14 protein-coding genes and 1 pseudogene are annotated in these 16,241 nt (G+C 64.5%); 9 read left to right on the top strand and 6 right to left on the bottom strand.

What is annotated here, in order from left to right; all coding sequences use genetic code 11:
* Positions 1-230 precede the first annotated feature (230 nt).
* Together I5M_RS29765 and cyoD are read left to right on the top strand one after the other, a co-directional pair.
* Positions 231-834 (top strand): annotated as a pseudogene (locus tag I5M_RS29765) (cytochrome (ubi)quinol oxidase subunit III).
* The gene (gene cyoD / locus I5M_RS14090) at positions 831-1,229 is read left to right on the top strand and encodes a cytochrome o ubiquinol oxidase subunit IV (protein WP_022721984.1); all 399 of its coding nucleotides are present in this window, start codon (positions 831-833) and stop codon (positions 1,227-1,229) included. Before I5M_RS29765 ends, cyoD begins: the two are co-directional and overlap by 4 nt.
* 61 nt (positions 1,230-1,290) lie before the next feature.
* On the opposite strand, the gene I5M_RS29760 is transcribed toward cyoD, so the two are convergent.
* A complete protein-coding gene (locus I5M_RS29760) occupies positions 1,291-1,557 on the bottom strand; it encodes a hypothetical protein (protein ID WP_051048754.1) in 267 nt (88 codons plus the stop codon).
* A 171-nt stretch (positions 1,558-1,728) separates the two neighbouring features.
* On the opposite strand from I5M_RS29760, the gene I5M_RS14080 reads away from it, so the two are divergent.
* Genes I5M_RS14080 through I5M_RS14065 form a run of 4 tightly spaced genes read left to right on the top strand, consistent with a single transcriptional unit; the run spans position 1,729 to position 6,055 of the window.
* Positions 1,729-2,229: a 2Fe-2S iron-sulfur cluster-binding protein gene (locus I5M_RS14080; RefSeq protein WP_022721982.1), complete on the top strand. Its 501-nt coding sequence runs from the start codon at positions 1,729-1,731 to the stop codon at positions 2,227-2,229.
* On the top strand, positions 2,226-3,206 hold the full coding sequence (locus tag I5M_RS14075) for a xanthine dehydrogenase family protein subunit M (RefSeq protein WP_022721981.1): 981 nt from the start codon (positions 2,226-2,228) through the stop codon (positions 3,204-3,206). Before I5M_RS14080 ends, I5M_RS14075 begins: the two co-directional genes overlap by 4 nt.
* Entirely contained in the window at positions 3,203-5,404 is a 2,202-nt protein-coding gene (locus tag I5M_RS14070; RefSeq protein WP_031336370.1) for a xanthine dehydrogenase family protein molybdopterin-binding subunit, read from the top strand. The genes I5M_RS14075 and I5M_RS14070 overlap by 4 nt, the downstream gene beginning before the upstream one ends.
* A 9-nt stretch (positions 5,405-5,413) precedes the next feature.
* Positions 5,414-6,055, top strand: a complete 642-nt coding sequence (locus tag I5M_RS14065) for a YoaK family protein (protein ID WP_022721979.1) — start codon at positions 5,414-5,416, stop codon at positions 6,053-6,055.
* Here I5M_RS14065 and I5M_RS14060 read toward each other — a convergent pair.
* Positions 6,052-6,927 (bottom strand): formate/nitrite transporter family protein, encoded by an 876-nt coding sequence (locus I5M_RS14060; protein WP_022721978.1) that lies wholly within the window; start codon positions 6,925-6,927, stop codon positions 6,052-6,054. The two genes, I5M_RS14065 and I5M_RS14060, sit on opposite strands and share 4 nt — an antisense overlap.
* A gap of 135 nt (positions 6,928-7,062) precedes the next feature.
* Positions 7,063-8,271, bottom strand: coding sequence for a GTP-binding protein (locus I5M_RS14055; protein ID WP_022721977.1), 1,209 nt, complete (start codon positions 8,269-8,271; stop codon positions 7,063-7,065).
* A gap of 271 nt (positions 8,272-8,542) precedes the next feature.
* Here I5M_RS14055 and ilvD point away from each other — a divergent pair, with 271 nt between their 5' ends.
* Positions 8,543-10,399 (top strand): dihydroxy-acid dehydratase, encoded by a 1,857-nt coding sequence (gene ilvD / locus I5M_RS14050; protein ID WP_022721976.1) that lies wholly within the window; start codon positions 8,543-8,545, stop codon positions 10,397-10,399.
* Positions 10,400-10,609: 210 nt separating this feature from the next.
* Here ilvD and I5M_RS14045 read toward each other — a convergent pair whose 3' ends face one another.
* A complete protein-coding gene (locus tag I5M_RS14045; RefSeq protein WP_022721975.1) occupies positions 10,610-11,416 on the bottom strand; it encodes a gamma-glutamyl-gamma-aminobutyrate hydrolase family protein in 807 nt (268 codons plus the stop codon).
* Between the two features lie 201 nt (positions 11,417-11,617).
* On the opposite strand from I5M_RS14045, the gene I5M_RS14040 reads away from it, so the two are divergent.
* Together I5M_RS14040 and I5M_RS14035 are read left to right on the top strand one after the other, a co-directional pair.
* Positions 11,618-13,417, top strand: a complete 1,800-nt coding sequence (locus tag I5M_RS14040; RefSeq protein WP_022721974.1) for a chloride channel protein — start codon at positions 11,618-11,620, stop codon at positions 13,415-13,417.
* Between the two features lie 121 nt (positions 13,418-13,538).
* Positions 13,539-14,009, top strand: a complete 471-nt coding sequence (locus tag I5M_RS14035; protein WP_031336367.1) for a hypothetical protein — start codon at positions 13,539-13,541, stop codon at positions 14,007-14,009.
* A gap of 167 nt (positions 14,010-14,176) precedes the next feature.
* On the opposite strand, the gene atzF is transcribed toward I5M_RS14035, so the two are convergent.
* Together atzF and I5M_RS14025 are read right to left on the bottom strand one after the other, a co-directional pair.
* On the bottom strand, positions 14,177-15,985 hold the full coding sequence (gene atzF / locus I5M_RS14030; RefSeq protein WP_022721972.1) for an allophanate hydrolase: 1,809 nt from the start codon (positions 15,983-15,985) through the stop codon (positions 14,177-14,179).
* Positions 15,982-16,241, bottom strand: a 260-nt coding sequence (locus tag I5M_RS14025; protein ID WP_022721971.1) for an FCD domain-containing protein, incomplete at its 5' end; no start/stop codon positions are given. The genes I5M_RS14025 and atzF, both read right to left, overlap by 4 nt.

The raw sequence follows: 16,241 nt of genomic DNA, 5'->3' as shown, positions 1-16,241 counted from the left end.
TTGATCGAACCGTCCGACATCCTGGCTTCGGCATAGTCGCACGATGGCTTCGACCCACCTGTTGTACATCCAACTAGGCGTGATGGATTTACCAATTTCCATCCTTGATTCTGGTGATCGACATAGAGCTATACTCTAACTTGTATGCTCTTGCCGCCGAGGGTGTAAATCCTGCTTTGCGCCATTCGCGCCGCCTCGACCGACTGGCTTGAATTTGGTGATCCTGGAAGATGCCGCACATATTGTTGACAACATCTACGCGCTCGAGGTTATCCGAGATTTCGGCGCGTGCTTACTGCTTCTGCATCTTCTTGCTTTCCGAAATCATTTTCTTAGCCTGCATCTTCGCTGCTTACGCATTGTTATCGAGCTCAGACCGCAGGCGAGCCTAGCAAACAACAGCTGTTCGACCTCACCACGGTCGCGATCGAAACCGCGGTGCTGCTCGCCTCGAGCTTCACCTGCGGCATGGCGGCGATCGCCGCCGACGTCCGCAACGTCAAATGGTTTCAGATCTCGATGGCCGCGACGGCCGTTCTGGGTATTTGCTTCCTCGGGCTCGAATTCCACGAATTCTCCGAGCTGATCGAGCGCGGCGCGGGTCCCTCGCGCAGTGCGTTTCTCAGTTCGTTCTTTTCGTTGGTGGGTTGCCACGGCTTGCACGTTTCCGCCGGCACGCTGTGGCTGTTGACGATGATGGCGCAGGTCTGGAGCAAAGGCTTCCGCGCCGACATCCAGCGCCGCATCCTGTGCTTCGCGCTGTTCTGGCACGCCCTTGACATCATCTGGGTGGGAATTTTCTCCATGGTCTATCTTCTCGGGAAAGCAACATGAGCGAGCAAAAGGCCCAACAGGCGCACGGTCACGCCTACGATCTCGCACCCGGTGACGAAGAAGAAGTCGACGTCGGCCATCGCGTCATGGGCTACGTGACGGGTCTCGGCCTGTCGATCGTCCTCACCGTGACGTCCTTCTTTATCGCCGGCACCACGCTGGTGTGGCAGCCCAGCATTCCCGTCGCGCTCGGCGTGCTGGCCATCGCGCAGATGGGCATCCATCTGGTGTTCTTCCTGCACATCACCACCGGTCCCGACAACACCAACAACGTGATGGCGCTCGCCTTCGGCCTGCTCATCGTGTTCCTGGTTGTCGGCGGCTCGATCTGGATCATGGGCCACCTCAATGACAACATGCGGCCGGCCGAGCCGGTGATCCAACAGACGCCCTGACAATTGAAAGCGGCGCGATGTGTTAGCATCGCGCCGCCACCTTGGTCGAAGGGCGTGCGAATCAGCGCGGCCGACGCGATTGATTGGACGTTAGTGCCCGCGCGCAAGCGACGTCGAGCATCGTGACTCCGCCGACAGCAGCAAGCGCCATCGCGACATTGCTGCGCTTCGGATTGCCGTCGAGCTGCGTCACCAGAGTGCCGATCTCCAGGGCATCGCCGCCGACGCGGCTCCACCCCGACGCAGGCGAACCGGTAGCAAGGATAGCCAAGCCGGTGGCGATCTCGCGCAACTCATAAAGTTGGATCGTCGCTTCGCTGCCTCGCATGCCCAATGCACGCGTCGGGCGACGCGGCGCTGCAGCGTCGTTCCAATTCCGGACGGGACTGCGAGGTGGGGCGGCCCGATAGGAATTGTCGGTCGCTCTCCCGATAATGGGACTTTCATTAGAACCATCGCCGATGCGGTGCGTTGAGCCGCGGCCTCAACGGAGTTCCACATGCCGCTGACGATCAACGGGACGGAGCGCACATTCGACGGCGATCCGCGCACCACTCTGCTCGATTATTTGCGCCGTGACTGCAACCTGACCGGCACCAAGAAGGGCTGCGACCACGGACAGTGCGGCGCCTGCACCGTGCTGATCAACGGCCAGCGTATCAATTCCTGCCTGACGCTGGCGGTCATGCACGATGGCGACGCGATCACCACCATCGAGGGCCTCGGCGACCCGCAGAACATGCATCCGCTGCAGGCGGCTTTCGTTCGACACGACGGCTATCAGTGCGGCTATTGTACACCGGGCCAGATCTGTTCGGCGAAAGCGATGCTGGACGAGGCGGCGTTAGGTTGGCCGAGCTTCGTGACGCCGGACATCACCGGCGAGGTGCGGTTGACGCGCGACGAGATCGCCGAGCGCATGAGCGGAAATCTCTGCCGTTGCGGCGCGTACTCCAACATCGTCGATGCCATCGTCGAAATCATGGAGGCGCAGCGGTGAGGCCGTTTCTGTATTCGCGCGCCGACGGACTCGACCACGCGGTACAGCTGGCGCGCGAGGGCGCACGGCCGATCGCCGGCGGCACCAACCTGCTCGATCTGATGAAGCTGCAGATCGAGGCGCCGGAACGGCTGGTCGACATCAACCGCCTGCCGCTTGGTGGCATCGAACCGGACGGCGAGGGGGTGCGCATCGGCGCGCTTGTCAGCAACAGTGCTTGTGCGGCCGATGAGCGCATCCGCCGCGACTATCCGGTGCTGTCCCGAGCCATCCTGGCCGGCGCGACGTTCCAGCTCCGCAATAAGGCGACCACGGCCGGCAATCTGTGCCAGCGCACGCGCTGCTACTATTTCTACAACATCGACACGCCGTGCAACAAACGCCGGCCGGGAAGCGGCTGTTCGGCGATCGGTGGCTTTAATCGAATTCACGCCATCCTGGGTACGAGCGATGCTTGTATCGCGACCTATCCGGGCGACATGGCGGTGGCGCTCGCCGCGCTGAATGCGCAGGTCGAGATCACCACGGCGCAGGGTCGCAAACGCCACGTCCCAGTGCGCGGCTTCCATCGTTTGCCCGGCGATACGCCCGAGAAGGACAATGTGCTGGAGCCCGGCGACATGATCACCGCCGTCGCGCTGCCGCCGCCGGCCGGTGGCCGGCAAATCTACCGCAAAGTGCGTGAGCGCTCGTCCTATGCGTTTGCGCTGGTGTCGATCGCCGCGGTGGTGCGGATGGAGGGCGGCAAGATCGCCGCGGCTTCGCTGGCCTTCGGCGGTCTGGCGCACAAGCCGTGGCACGACCCGCGCATCGACGAATTGCTCGCCGGCGCGATGCCGTCGGACGCGCTCGCCGACAAGGCCGCCGACCTGCTGCTCGAAGGCGCTCAGGGCTATGGCGACAACGACTTCAAGATTCCGCTCGCAAGGCGCGCGCTCAAGGCTGTGCTGCGCGAAGCGACAGGAGACGCCGCATGACCCGTTTGCTGACCATGGACGCGCCGGACGAGCGTAATCGTCTCGACGCGATGGCGCAGGGCGTCATCGGCAAGCCGCTGGACCGGCCCGATGGCCCAGCCAAGACCACAGGCACCGCCAAATATGCTGCCGAATACAACATTCCCGGCTGCGTCGAAGGCGTGCTGGTTACCGCGGCGATCAGCAAGGGGCGGGTTGCGTCGATCGACGACAGTTCAGTCATGTCGATGCCGGGCGTCATTGCCGTGATCGCCGATGAGCGGATGACGGCGCGCTCGGCCCAAGGCGGTGCCGGCAAGTCACCAGTGCGTCAGATCGACCGCGTGGAGTATTGGGGCCAGCCGGTCGCGCTGGTTGTTGCCGAAAGCTTCGAGCAGGCGCGCGATGCTGCCAAGCATCTGCGTATCGAGTATCAGGCTGATGAAGATGCGATCGTCGATCAGCACGATGCCGACGCGCCGGTCGAACCCTACGGCGATCCGGTTGTCCAGGGCGATCTCGGACATGTGATGAAGCAGGCGGCGTTTGCCGTCGACGTCACGTACACGACCGAATGCCACAATAGCGCGCCGATGGAGCCGCATGCCTCGATCGCCGAATGGGACGGCGACAAGCTTACGGTTCATACCAGCCTGCAGATGATCAAATACAACGTCAAGGAGATGGCGGACGCGCTCGGCCTCTCCACGGAGAAGGTGCGCCTTCTATCGCCCTATGTCGGCGGCGGCTTCGGCTCCAAGCTCGGCGTTAGCGTCGAAGGAGCCGCCGCGGCGGTGGCGGCGATCAAGCTGAAGCGGCCGGTGCGCGTGGTGCTGTTGCGCCAGCAGGTGTTTCAATGCGTAATGCGCCGCTCCGAAACGACGCAGCGGCTACGTCTCGCCGCCGACAAAGACGGCCGGCTGATCGGCTTCGGCCATGAAGCCAAGGTGTCGAATCTGCCGGACGAGGATTTCGCCGAGCCGGTGACGCAGGCCAGCGAGTTCTTGTACCCCGGCAAGAACCGTACGCTCCGCGTGGATCTCGCCCGCATCCATCTCGTCACCGCCGGCTCGGTGCGTGCGCCGGGCGAAGCCGTCGGCATGCAATGCCTCGAATCGGCGATGGACGAGTTGGCTAATCAGATCGGGATCGATCCGGTTGAACTGCGCCTGCGCAACATTCCGGAACGTCATCCGAGCAAGGATATTCCTTATAGCTCGCGCAAGCTCGCCGAGTGTCTACGCGATGGCGCAAAGCGCTTCGGCTGGAGCGCCGATCGCAAGCCGGCGCAGCTACGCGACGGCGAGTGGTGGATCGGGACTGGAATGGCGACGGCCTGCCGCGTCCACAATCTCAACGAGGCGCAAGCGCGGGTGACGTTGCGCGCCGACGGCACCGCCGAGGTCGCCAGCGACATGACCGACATCGGCACCGGCACCTATGCGGTGCTGAGCCAGATCGCCGGCGAAATGCTCGGGCTCGATATCAAGGACGTTTCGGTGAAGCTCGGCGACTCTAATTTTCCGCCCGGTGCGGGCTCGGGCGGAAGCTGGGGTGCACCCTCGACCGGCTCCGCCGTATTCGTCGCCTGCGAGGCGATCCGTGCTGAGCTGGCGAAGCGGCTCGGTTGCACTGAAACCGAGCTGACTTTGCGAGACGGCTTTGCGACGGCCGGCAATCGCCGTGTGGCGCTGACCGACGTGCTGTCGGGCGACCACTTCGAAGAAGTCGGGCACTTCAAGGCCGGCAAAATAACTGATGCCTTCTCGGCCGCGATGTACGGCGCGTTCTTCGCCGAGGTCGGCGTCAATGCCTACACCGGCGAAGTCCGCGTGCGGCGCTTTCAAGGGACATTCGGCTTCGGCCGTCCGCTCAATGCCAAGACCGCGACCTCGCAATGCATGGGCGGCATGGTGTGGGGCATCGGCAGCGCGCTGACCGAAGATTTGGTATTCGACAAGCGCAACGGCCACATCGTCAATCCGGACCTTGCCGAGTATCATCTGCCCGTCAATCTCGACGTGCCCAAGCTCGACGTGGTGCTGCTCGACGAGCGCGATCCGGCGGCGAGCCCGCTGCAGGCCAAGGGCGTCGGCGAGCTCGGCATCTGTGGCGCGGCGGGCGCGATCTGCAACGCCATCTATCACGCCTCCGGCGTGCGGGTGCGGAGCTATCCGATCACGCCCGATAAAGTGCTCGCCGAGTTGCCCGAACCATAGCGTGTCCACATGACTGCAGGCGGTCGCGGTGAATTGGCGCTTGCGCTTGTGCTGGCCGCCGTCGCCGGCTTTGTCGATGCGGTTGGCTTTCTCGAACTCGGCAACCTGTTCGTCTCATTCATGAGCGGCAACTCGACCCAGCTCGGTCTGGCGTTAGCGCAGACCGACTGGAAGACAGCGACGCTCCCTGCCGTGATCATCGCCACGTTCCTGCTTGGCGTGGTGATCGGTCGCCTGCTGGTGGTCGTAGCCGGCGGCTGGTGTCGCGCCGTCGTTCTTATCGTCGAGGCGCTACTGCTCGTATTGTCATTATTGCCAACAGTGGCTTTGCACGTCGCAGTCCTGCTCATGACCTTCGCCATGGGCCTGCAGAACACGGCGATGCATCAGGCAGCGGGAAGGAAAGTCAGTCTCACCTTCATGACCGGAATGCTGGTGAGGGTCGGTGAGAAATTGTCGGAGGCCATACTTGGCGGCAGCTTCAAAGATGTGGTGCTGGAATCCCTGATGTGGTTCGGCTTCATCCTCGGCGCGGTGATCGGCGCGCTCGGCTTCGCGACCTATGGCCGGCTCGCCCTGGCGGCACCGGTCGGCTGTCTGGCGCTGGCCGGATTAATCTGCTGCCTGCCGTCACGCGTGGCAGCTGATTAATCCATCTCCTTCATCACCTGCGCATAGGCGAGCAGCGCGAACAACGCGGTGCCGCCGAGCACGTTGCCGATCAGCGTCGGCACGATGAAGCCGCCGATCACTTGGCCGACGCTGGCCATGCCCTCCCACATCAGCAGGAATGCCTCCATGCTGCCGGCGACGATGTGCATGAAGCCGCCGGCCGAAATCACCGTGGTCATGATCACGATCAGTCCGACCTGACCGCCTTCGGTGCTGGGTAGCAACCACACCAGCGCGGCGACCAGAAAGCCGGCGGCGATCGCCTTGAATACGGTTTCGACGAAGCCGTATTCGAACACATGACGGCTGATCTCGATCATGTCGCGCTTGAGCTCGGGCGTGATCACCGACGTGAAACTGCAGAACGCAGCGGCGAACAACGTGCCGGCGAAATTCGCCAGCAACACCACCGCCCACAGCCGCCCGGCGCGGCCGAGGTCGCGGCGTGACCAGCTCGCCATCACCGGCAGCACCACCGTGATGGTGTTCTCGGTGAAGAGTTGCTGGCGGCCGAGTACGACCATCAGAAAGCCGACTGAATAGCCGAAACTGCTGACCAGGTGCCGCCAGCTCGACGGCTCGAAAGAGTGTTGCAGGATCGCCTGGGCGAGCAGCGAGAAGCTGATCGATAGCCCGGCAGCCACCCCCGACCACCACAGCGACACCACCGGCCGCGCCATCTCCTCTTCGCCAGAGCGGCGGACGACTTCGTAGATGACCGGCGTCCGCGGCGCCGATCGGGATTCGATGTCGTCGGCTTCGCGCTCGGTGATCCGCGCCTCGCCGCGATTGCCCGCGCCGTCTTGCCTGGGGGCAAATTGCTCCCGTTCGTCCTGCTGTGGCTTAGCCATCGCCGCCCACTGGTCCGCGGCGGCGCGGCGTCGCGCCGCTGCTATCCGCGGAACCGTAGGTCAAGCAGGGACCGTGCACAAAGTTCCGAACCACCAACAATGCGGGCGGTTCCAGCGGCCCAGAGTCGACCTCGATCAGTTCTGCGCTGCCGCCCAGTTCGGGAACGGATCTGGAAGCTGTCGCCACGCGTCGGGCGTGAATTGAGCGTCGTCACCCACCAAGCACATGTCGAGCTGGCGGCGCAGCGCCGCCTCGTCCATGTCGCCAGTGCCGATGAAGACGATCTCCTGGCGGCGATCACCCCACACCGGGTCGAGATAAGGTTTCATCGCCTTGTGCCACTCCGCACTGTCGGGCCACCGCGTCTTCGGCACCGCCGACCACCACACGCCGCGCTTCGAAGTCCGCACCATCGCGCCGGCCTGGGCGATTTCGCCGACATGCTGTGGCCGCGTCGCCAGCCAGAAGAAACCCTTGGCGCGGATTACGCCCGGCCAGCTGCGATTGCAGAACGACTGGAAGAGCATTGGATGAAACGGCCGCCGCGCCCGGTAGACGAACGAGCGGATGCCGTATTCCTCGGTCTCGGGAATGTGGTCGGCGAAGCCGTTCAGCTCCTTGAACCACAGCGGGTGCTGATGCGCGCGCTCGAAGTCGAACAGCCCGGTGTGAAGTACTGACGACAGCGGCACGTCGGCGAAGTCGGCTTCGATGATCTTCGCATCGGAGTTCAGCGCCCGCACGATCGATCGCGCGGCTTCGCGCCGGCCCGGTGAGGTCGCCGACACCTTGTTGAGCACGATGACGTCTGCGAATTCGATCTGCTCGACGAGCAAATCGACCAGCGTGCGCTCATCATCGTCGCCGGCGACTTCGCCGCGGTCGCGCAAGAATTCCTGGCTGGAATAATTCGCCAGCAGATTGGCGGTGTCGACCACGGTCACCATCGTGTCGAGGCGCGCAATGTCGGACAGGCTGGCGCCGTTCTCGTCGCGGAATTCGAACGTCGCGGCGACCGGCAGCGGCTCGGCGATGCCGGTGGATTCGATCACCAGCGCGTCGAACTTGCCGCTTTCGGCGAGCTTGCGGACCTCGAGCAGCAGATCCTCGCGCAGCGTGCAGCAGATGCAGCCGTTGGTCATCTCGACCAGGGTTTCTTCCGATCGTGTCAGCCCACCTTCCTGCCGCACCAGTTCGGCGTCGATGTTTACCTCGCTCATGTCGTTGACGATCACCGCGATCCGACGGCCTTCGCGGTTCGCCAGCATGCGATTGAGCAGGGTGGTTTTGCCGGCACCGAGAAAGCCGGACAGCACGGTGACCGGAAGCAAAGAAGCGTCCATCGCATCGACCTCATGGGGATTGAATATGTAATGTTATAACATTACATGTAGACAGACAAGTTTACTTTTAGGGCTCGCGCGGGCGGTGTTCCTCGAACGCTTGCGGTTTCACAGGGGCTGACGCATGCGCTCCCGCGCCACTCGCCATTGAGAGGTGGCAGGTTCTGCAGTAAGGCTTGCATATGGTCGCAATCCTGCGGCGCGCCTTTCTCACTCGAGCCGGCTTTCCGGCCGGCGCGCCTCCGCGACGGACATTTCACGGAACAGTTCAATGCCAGCCTATCGATCCAGAACGACGACCCACGGCCGCAACATGGCCGGTGCCCGCGGCCTTTGGCGCGCCACCGGCATGAAGGACTCTGATTTCGGCAAGCCGATTATCGCGGTCGTCAATTCGTTCACGCAGTTCGTGCCCGGCCATGTCCACCTCAAGGATCTCGGCCAGCTCGTCGCGCGTGAGATCGAAGCGGCCGGCGGCGTCGCCAAGGAGTTCAACACGATCGCGGTCGACGACGGCATCGCAATGGGCCACGACGGCATGCTGTACTCGCTGCCGTCGCGCGAACTGATTGCCGACAGCGTCGAGTACATGGTCAACGCGCACTGCGCCGACGCGATGGTGTGCATTTCGAATTGCGACAAGATCACGCCCGGCATGCTGATGGCGGCGATGCGGCTGAACATTCCGGCCGTGTTCGTCTCCGGCGGCCCGATGGAAGCCGGCAAGGTGGTGCTCAAGGGCAAGACCCACGCGGTCGACCTGATCGACGCGATGGTTGCGGCCGCCGACAGCAGCATGAGCGATGAAGACGTGCAGACGATGGAGCGCTCGGCGTGCCCGACCTGCGGCTCGTGCTCGGGCATGTTCACCGCCAACTCGATGAACTGCCTTACCGAGGCCCTCGGCCTTTCGCTGCCCGGCAACGGCTCGGTGCTGGCGACGCATGCCGACCGCAAGCGGCTGTTCGTCGAGGCCGGCCACACCATCGTCGATCTTGCGCGGCGTTACTACGAGAACGACGACGCCTCGGTGCTGCCGCGTAATATCGCGAACTTCAAGGCGTTCGAGAACGCCATGACGCTCGATATCGCGATGGGCGGCTCCACCAACACCGTACTGCATCTGCTCGCCGCGGCGCGCGAGGCCGAACTCGATTTCTCGATGAAGGATATCGACCGGCTGTCGCGCCGCGTGCCGTGCCTCAGCAAGATCGCGCCCTCGGTGTCCGACGTGCATATGGAAGACGTGCATCGCGCAGGCGGCATCATGGCCATCCTCGGCGAACTCGATCGCGGCGGCCTGCTCGATACGTCCTGCACAACCGTGCATTCGGAAACGCTCGGCGCGGCACTGGCGCGCTGGGACATCCGCCAGAGTAACAGCGAGAGCGTGCGGACTTTCTTCCGCGCGGCGCCCGGCGGCGTGCCGTCGCAGACCGCGTTCAGCCAGGAGCGCCGCTACGACGAGCTCGATCTCGACCGCGAGAAGGGCGTGATCCGCGACGTCGCCCATGCGTTCAGCAAGGACGGCGGCTTGGCTGTGCTGTACGGCAACATCGCGCAGGACGGCTGCATCGTGAAGACTGCCGGCGTCGATGCCTCGATCCTGAAATTTTCCGGTCCGGTGAAGGTGTTCGAGAGCCAGGACGACGCGGTGTCGGCGATCCTCACCAACAAGATCGTCGCCGGTGATGTCGTGGTGATCCGCTACGAAGGCCCGCGCGGTGGCCCCGGCATGCAGGAGATGCTGTATCCGACCAGCTACCTGAAATCGAAGGGGCTGGGCAAAGCCTGTGCGCTGATCACCGACGGCCGCTTCTCCGGCGGCACCTCGGGCCTGTCGATCGGCCACGTTTCGCCGGAAGCGGCCGAAGGCGGCCCCATCGGTTTGGTGCGCGATGGCGACCGGATTTCGATCGACATTCCCAACCGCACGATCTCACTCGATGTCTCGGATGCCGAACTGGCGAAGCGGGGCGAGGAAGAGCGTACGCGTGGCGATGCCGCCTTCACCCCGAAGGATCGCCAGCGCAACGTCTCGGCCGCGCTGCAGGCCTACGCATTGCTCACTACCAGCGCCGCGAATGGTGCCGTGCGTGATGTGAAGCGGCGGTTTGGGAAGAATTAAGCGGCTGTATGCACTGAGTCCTCATCCTGAGGAGCGCCGGTGTCGCCCGGAGGGCGAGACCGGGGCGTCTCGAAGGATGAGGCCACGTGTGCTTGCGGCCCATGGTTCGAGACGGCGCTACGCGCCTCCTTACCATGAGGTCTTGACTGTTGCGGTATTGATGAGCGTCGGTTCTGTTTCCATTGAAACCGAGCTAGCAGCGCGGCTGCACTAGCCCGATCGCCGCAAACCGGCGAACGGCTTGTGGCGGTGATCGCGATACGCCGCGATGGCCGCACCGAAGGCGAGAAACAGCGCGCGGTTGATCGGGTTGCGCTGCGGGTCGTATTCGGCGTGCCACTGCACGCCGAGAGCGAAGCCGGGCGCGCCTTCGATCCTGATGGCTTCGATGGTGCCGTCCTCGGCGATGCCCTCGATCACCACGCGTTCGCCCGGCACCAGGATGCCCTGGCCGTGCAGCGAATTCACCCGGATCAGATCGCGGCCGAACAGCTTCTCGAACTCGCCGCCCTGGCTGAGCTGCACCGAATGCCGGTCGGCGAACACGACTTCGGCATCAGGATGAATTTCGCCGGTCGGAAGCCTTGGCATGCGGTGGTTCATGCGCCCGGGCAGTTCGCGGATTTCCGGGTGCAGCGAGCCGCCATAGGCGACGTTCATTTCCTGAAAGCCGCGGCAGATGCCGAGCAGCGGCACGCCGCGATCGACGCAGGTGCGCACCAGCGCCAGCGCCATCGCGTCCCGCGCCGGATCGTAGGGCTCGTGGCGGGGATTGGGTTCGGTGTTGAAGTGGGCCGGGTGAACGTTGGCGCGGGCACCGGTGAGCAGTATGCCGTCTACCAGTTCGAGCAGTTGCTCGAGATCGGTGATCTCGGGATCACCGGCGAACATCAGCGGCAGCGCGTTCGCGACCTCGGCCACCGCCCGCAGGTTGCGTTCGCCCACATGCTGGACGGCGAACCGGTTCTCGACGAGATGGGCGTTGCCGATCACGCCGACCACCGCTCTGCGCGCCATCCTTAACCCTCCGCTGCAAATCGCCTGAATCATACAGTCGTCGTGGAAGAAATCGAGTGCCGGCCGGGGTTTTTAGGCGATGATCAGCCCTGCGCTGCTGGCGCGCTTTCGCGCCCACCGCTAAGAGGAGGCGTCGTCGCCCGGCTGCACCACGGCTGCCGCGGCTCCCGAGGAAACTCCCGTGATCGTCTGGGCTGCCTGATGAGCGTCGTGACCAGGCCCGACTTCGTGCAGACCGGCACGCCGGCCACCAGCCGCTGGCTGCTGCCGGCCGCTGTCAGGAATTTTGTCCGCAATCGGGAAATCGGACTTGTCGTCGTGGCGGTGATCATCGGCCTTCTGTCCGGGCTCCTGGTCGTGACCATCTCTGTGCTCAGCGAGTTGGCGCACTCGGTCCTGTTCAGCATCCCGTTCGACACCCGCCTCAGCGCCAACGGCGTGATTCCCTGGCAGCGCACGATCTTCGTGCCGATCGGCGGGGCCATCATCCTGGCGCTGATCAGCGTGTTCTATGTCGGACGCTTCAAGGGCCGGCTGGCCGACGCGATCGAGGCCAATGCGCTGTATGGCGGTCGCGTATCGATGCGCGGCAGCGTGCTGATTTCGATCCAGACCCTGATCTCGAACGGCTGCGGCGGCTCGGTCGGGCTCGAGGCCGGCTACACGCAAATCTGCTCGGCATTCAGTTCGTGGTTTGGTCAGCTGTTGTCTGCACGCCGCGCCGATATGCGGCTGCTGGTAGCGTGCGGTGCATCGGGCGCGATCAGCGCCGCTTTCACCGCCCCGCTCGCCGGAGCGTTTTTCGCCTTCGAGGTCGTGCTCGGCGCCTATACGTCGGCGAGCCTCGTCCCGGTGATCGCCTCGGCGGTGGCCTCGTGGCTGGTGACACGACAACTGACGCACCAATCCTTCCTGGTGATCCCCAACGTGCCGACGGCGGTCTCGGTGGAGATGATCGGCCAGACCATGACGATCGGTCTCGCCGCGGCGTTCTTCAGCATCGTGCTGATGCTCGCGGTGGCGTATTCCGAGCGTATCTTTCAGCGCATTACCTGGCTGCGCGGGTCGCTGCGCTTCGTCATCGGCGCTGCGCTGGTCGGCGGGCTCGGCCTGTTGACGCCCACCGTGCTGGGCTCCGGCCACGGCGCGATGCAGCTTCTGCTGCTCAGCAACCCGACCTGGCTGATGCTCGCGACCACGATCCTGCTGAAGACGCTGGCGTCGGCAATCACCATCGGCGCAGGCTTTCGCGGCGGCTTGTTCTTCGCCTCGCTGATGCTCGGCTCGCTGGTCGGTCAGCTCTACAACGCGCTGCTGAGCGGTCCATTCCCGCATCTTGTGCTGCAGCCCGGCTTCGCGGCGGTCGCCGGCATGGCGGCGGTCGGTACCGGCGTCATCGGTGCGCCGTTCAGCATGATCTGTCTGGCGCTCGAACTGACCGGCGATTTCTCCGTGACCATCGGCGCCGTGGTGGCGGCGTCGATGAGCGCGATGATCGTGCGCGAATTGTTCGGCTACAGCTTCGCGACCTGGCGCTTCCATCTGCGCGGCGAGGTTATTCGCGGACCACAGGACATCGGCTGGGTCAAGCAGATCAGCGCCACCACGCTGATGCGATCCGACTTCGAGACCGCGCCGGAGACGATGACGATCGCCGAGGCGGAGAAGTTGTTCCCACCCGGCCGCGTCAAGCAGATCGTGTTGCGCCAGGCCGACGGCAGCTATGGTGGCATCGTCGCTTCGGCCGATCTGCATAGTAGTCTGGCGGAGCACGGTCCGGAGGCGTTGGCCTCGCTGGCTCAGCAGCAAGGCGAGTTCTTGCTACCCGAAGCGTCGGTACAGGACATTCTGGCGGCGTTCGATCGCACTGAAGCCGACGTGTTGGTTGTCGTCGACAAGGCGACGAGCCGCACGGTGATCGGAACCGTCACTGAAGCACACGTGCTACGCACCTATTCGACGGAACTCGAGCGCCGCAACCAGGAAGTGTTTTTCCGCTAGGCGTGGGCTTCCTCCGCTCGCGGTTTCGTGTGCGGAGTTCCATCGACTATCAACTTGCCTGGTGAGTGATGCATCCCATTTTCCGGAAGCGCCTGCGGTTGGGCGCTCTACGGAGAAAATGATGCCGCACCACGAGAACGTCGCCCTTTCGGGCGTTATTCAACATGTCTTTGCCCATCGCTTCACGCTCGAAGCCCAGGGCGAAACTCACCTCGCAGATTTAGGTCCGAAAGGAGCGGAAGCATTTCCGCTCAGCGCCGGCCTGCGCGTGATGCTGGAGGGCGAGCGCCGCCCTTCGGAAATCAAGGTGACGCGGATCGCCGCGCAGGGTCGCGATGCCGTCCTCATCCATCACAAGAAGCCACATCATCCGCCGGGCCACCATCACCCCGATGGACCGGCCGACCCGCAGCGCGCGCTCGCAGCGGTGAAGGAGGCGGGCTGGAGTACGAAGGGCGAGCCGCAGCGCAGGCCGAAGCACTTCGAAGTGTTGGCGCGGCAGGGCCGCGGTGCCTGGACCGAACTCCACGTCGACTTCGGCGGTGAGATCTACAAGCAGAAGCCAGCCGATCCGGCGAAGTGGTCGATCTGAGGGGCGGTCAAACGCTTACTTCCGTCATGGCCGGGCTCGTCCCGCCTGCGCGGCAGAAGCCGCTTCGGCGTGGCGAAGGCCCGGCCATCCACGTCTTACTTGCCGCAGCGGCTGCATTCGTGGATGCCCGGCACGAGGCCGGGCATGACGGCGTGGGACGTTCGTCCTCACCCGGCCTTGGCCAGATCGGCCATATAGGCGCGCCAGCCGCCGAAATGGCTGATATCACGCGCGCCTTCCAGCGCGGCCGGTTCGACCAGAAAGCCTTTGACCTGCGTGCCGTCGGCAAGCTTGATCGTGCCGATCGACAGCGGCGGTGGCACCGCGGCGACGAACTGGCCGAAGGCCGCTGGCGGCAGCGTCCAAACTTCCAGATCGATCGCCGCGCCGCCACCGGGCCCGACCCGGAGCATGCCGGGTTTGGCCGGAGAGGTGCCCTTCAGCGCGTAGAGCTTGTAGTCCGGCGCAGTCTTGGCGGCGCGAAGTAGGCTTCCGCCGAGCGAGGTGAGTTCGCCGTTCAGCGCCATGCCGGAGAGATGAGCGCCGACCACCGCGATCGAGATCGCGTTGGCGCCTGACTGACTCGTGGCTTTGTTCAGCGGCGGCAGCTTCTTGCCCGTCGCGCCGAGGCTCAGGCCGGTGTCGGCGTGATACACGCGGCCAAGGCTTGCCAGGTTCCCATCACTGCCGCCCGGCGCCAACAACGTAATGCCGAACGGAATGCCGTCGTCGCGGATCGAAGCCGGCAGCGCCAGGCCACACAGGTCCAGCAGATTGACGAAGTTGGTGTAGGTGCCCAGCCGGCTGTTGAGTTCGATCGGATTGGCCAGCACCTGCTCGACCGTGTAGGCGGTCGGCGCCGTCGGGAGCACCAGTGCATCGATATCGGCGAACGCCCGTTCGGCGTGACGGCGCAGCGCCTGCAGCTTGTAGAGCGCCGCGAACGTATCAGCTGCCGACTGCCGCGCGCCGGCGAGCGTGATCTCGCGTGTCACCGGGTGGATGGCGTCTGGATCGAGGCCGAGCAAGTCGCGCAACACCAGATAGCGCTCGGCGACCCAAGGCCCGTCATAAAGTAATCGCGCCGTCTCGTAGAGCGGCTCGACATCGAACGGCACCAGCTCGGCGCCGAGCTTGGTCCAGCGCTGCAGCGCTTGCTGATACGCAGCCTCTGCGGCTTTGTCGCCGAAGAACAAGAGCTGGCCATCCCGCGGCACGCCGAGCCGCAGCCCCTTCGGCACCTCGCTAAGCGCTGCCAGCGGCCGTTCGCGCGAAAACGGATCGGCCGCGTCGGCTCCCGCCATCACCTGCAGCGCAGTTACTGCGTCGTCGACCGTGAGGGCGAACACCGAGATGCAATCCAGCGTCTTGCACGCCGGCACCAGGCCGGCATTCGAGATCATCCCGACGCTCGGCTTAAGCCCGACGATGTTGTTGAGCATCGCCGGCACGCGGCCCGAGCCGGCCGTATCGGTGCCGAGCGACAGCGGCACCAGGCCGGCGCCGACCGCGACGGCCGAACCTGAGCTGGAGCCGCCGGGCACGAGATCGGCACGCACCACGTTGCGCGGGATGCCGTAGGGCGAACGCACGCCGACGAGGCCGGTGGCGAATTGATCGAGATTGGTCTTGCCGATGATGATCGCGCCGGCGGCGCGCAGCTTCGCGACCGCGGTGGAATCCTGCGCCGGCTGATACGCAAAGGCCGGGCAGGCGGCGGTGGTCGGCAGGCCGGCGACGTCGATATTGTCCTTCACTGCAATCGGCACGCCGTAGAGCGGCAGCGAGGAGTTCTTCGCTGCGAGCGCCTCGGCTTCGGCGATCGCGTCCGCCTCGTCGCGCAGGGTGATGAAGATCGCGTCGTCGCCATGGGCGCGGATGCGTTGATAGCAGGCACGGATCGTTTGCGCCGGCGTGCGACTGCCGCCGCGATGCGCCGCCAGGATTTCGGCGACGGTTTCGACTTCACTGCTCATACCGACACCGCATAGACTTCATATTCGTCACGCACCAATTCGATGTGGCCGCGCATCGCGCCGGCCGCGCCGGCCTTGTCGCCGCGCATGATCGCCACCACGACGCGTTCGTGTTCGGCATGGGATTTTGCCAAACGGCCGAGATTGCGGAATTGAGCGCGGCGGAACGGCTGGACGCGTACGCGCGTCGCCAGCGTGATCTCGGCGATGTAGGCGTTGTGGGCGCCGTCGTAGATCGCATTGTGGAAGCGCTCGT

The sequence above is a fragment of the Rhodopseudomonas sp. B29 genome (assembly GCF_000333455.1).
Taxonomy (GTDB): Bacteria; Pseudomonadota; Alphaproteobacteria; order Rhizobiales; family Xanthobacteraceae; genus Rhodopseudomonas.
The sequence above is the reverse complement of the archived record's forward strand: the minus strand, read 5'-3'. Positions and strand labels throughout refer to the sequence as shown.

What these genes read in the sequence shown, in the direction of transcription:
- ilvD (WP_022721976.1), top strand. Translation starts at nt 8,543, where the DNA reads ATGCCAGCCTATCGATCCAGAACGACGACCCACGGCCGCAACATGGCC.
- atzF (WP_022721972.1), bottom strand. Translation starts at nt 15,985, where the DNA reads ATGAGCAGTGAAGTCGAAACCGTCGCCGAAATCCTGGCGGCGCATCGC.
- I5M_RS14060 (WP_022721978.1), bottom strand. Translation starts at nt 6,927, where the DNA reads ATGGCTAAGCCACAGCAGGACGAACGGGAGCAATTTGCCCCCAGGCAA.
- I5M_RS14070 (WP_031336370.1), top strand. Translation starts at nt 3,203, where the DNA reads ATGACCCGTTTGCTGACCATGGACGCGCCGGACGAGCGTAATCGTCTC.
- I5M_RS14080 (WP_022721982.1), top strand. Translation starts at nt 1,729, where the DNA reads ATGCCGCTGACGATCAACGGGACGGAGCGCACATTCGACGGCGATCCG.
- I5M_RS14040 (WP_022721974.1), top strand. Translation starts at nt 11,618, where the DNA reads ATGAGCGTCGTGACCAGGCCCGACTTCGTGCAGACCGGCACGCCGGCC.
- I5M_RS14035 (WP_031336367.1), top strand. Translation starts at nt 13,539, where the DNA reads ATGCCGCACCACGAGAACGTCGCCCTTTCGGGCGTTATTCAACATGTC.
- I5M_RS14065 (WP_022721979.1), top strand. Translation starts at nt 5,414, where the DNA reads ATGACTGCAGGCGGTCGCGGTGAATTGGCGCTTGCGCTTGTGCTGGCC.
- I5M_RS29760 (WP_051048754.1), bottom strand. Translation starts at nt 1,557, where the DNA reads ATGCGAGGCAGCGAAGCGACGATCCAACTTTATGAGTTGCGCGAGATC.
- cyoD (WP_022721984.1), top strand. Translation starts at nt 831, where the DNA reads ATGAGCGAGCAAAAGGCCCAACAGGCGCACGGTCACGCCTACGATCTC.
- I5M_RS14055 (WP_022721977.1), bottom strand. Translation starts at nt 8,271, where the DNA reads ATGGACGCTTCTTTGCTTCCGGTCACCGTGCTGTCCGGCTTTCTCGGT.
- I5M_RS14045 (WP_022721975.1), bottom strand. Translation starts at nt 11,416, where the DNA reads ATGGCGCGCAGAGCGGTGGTCGGCGTGATCGGCAACGCCCATCTCGTC.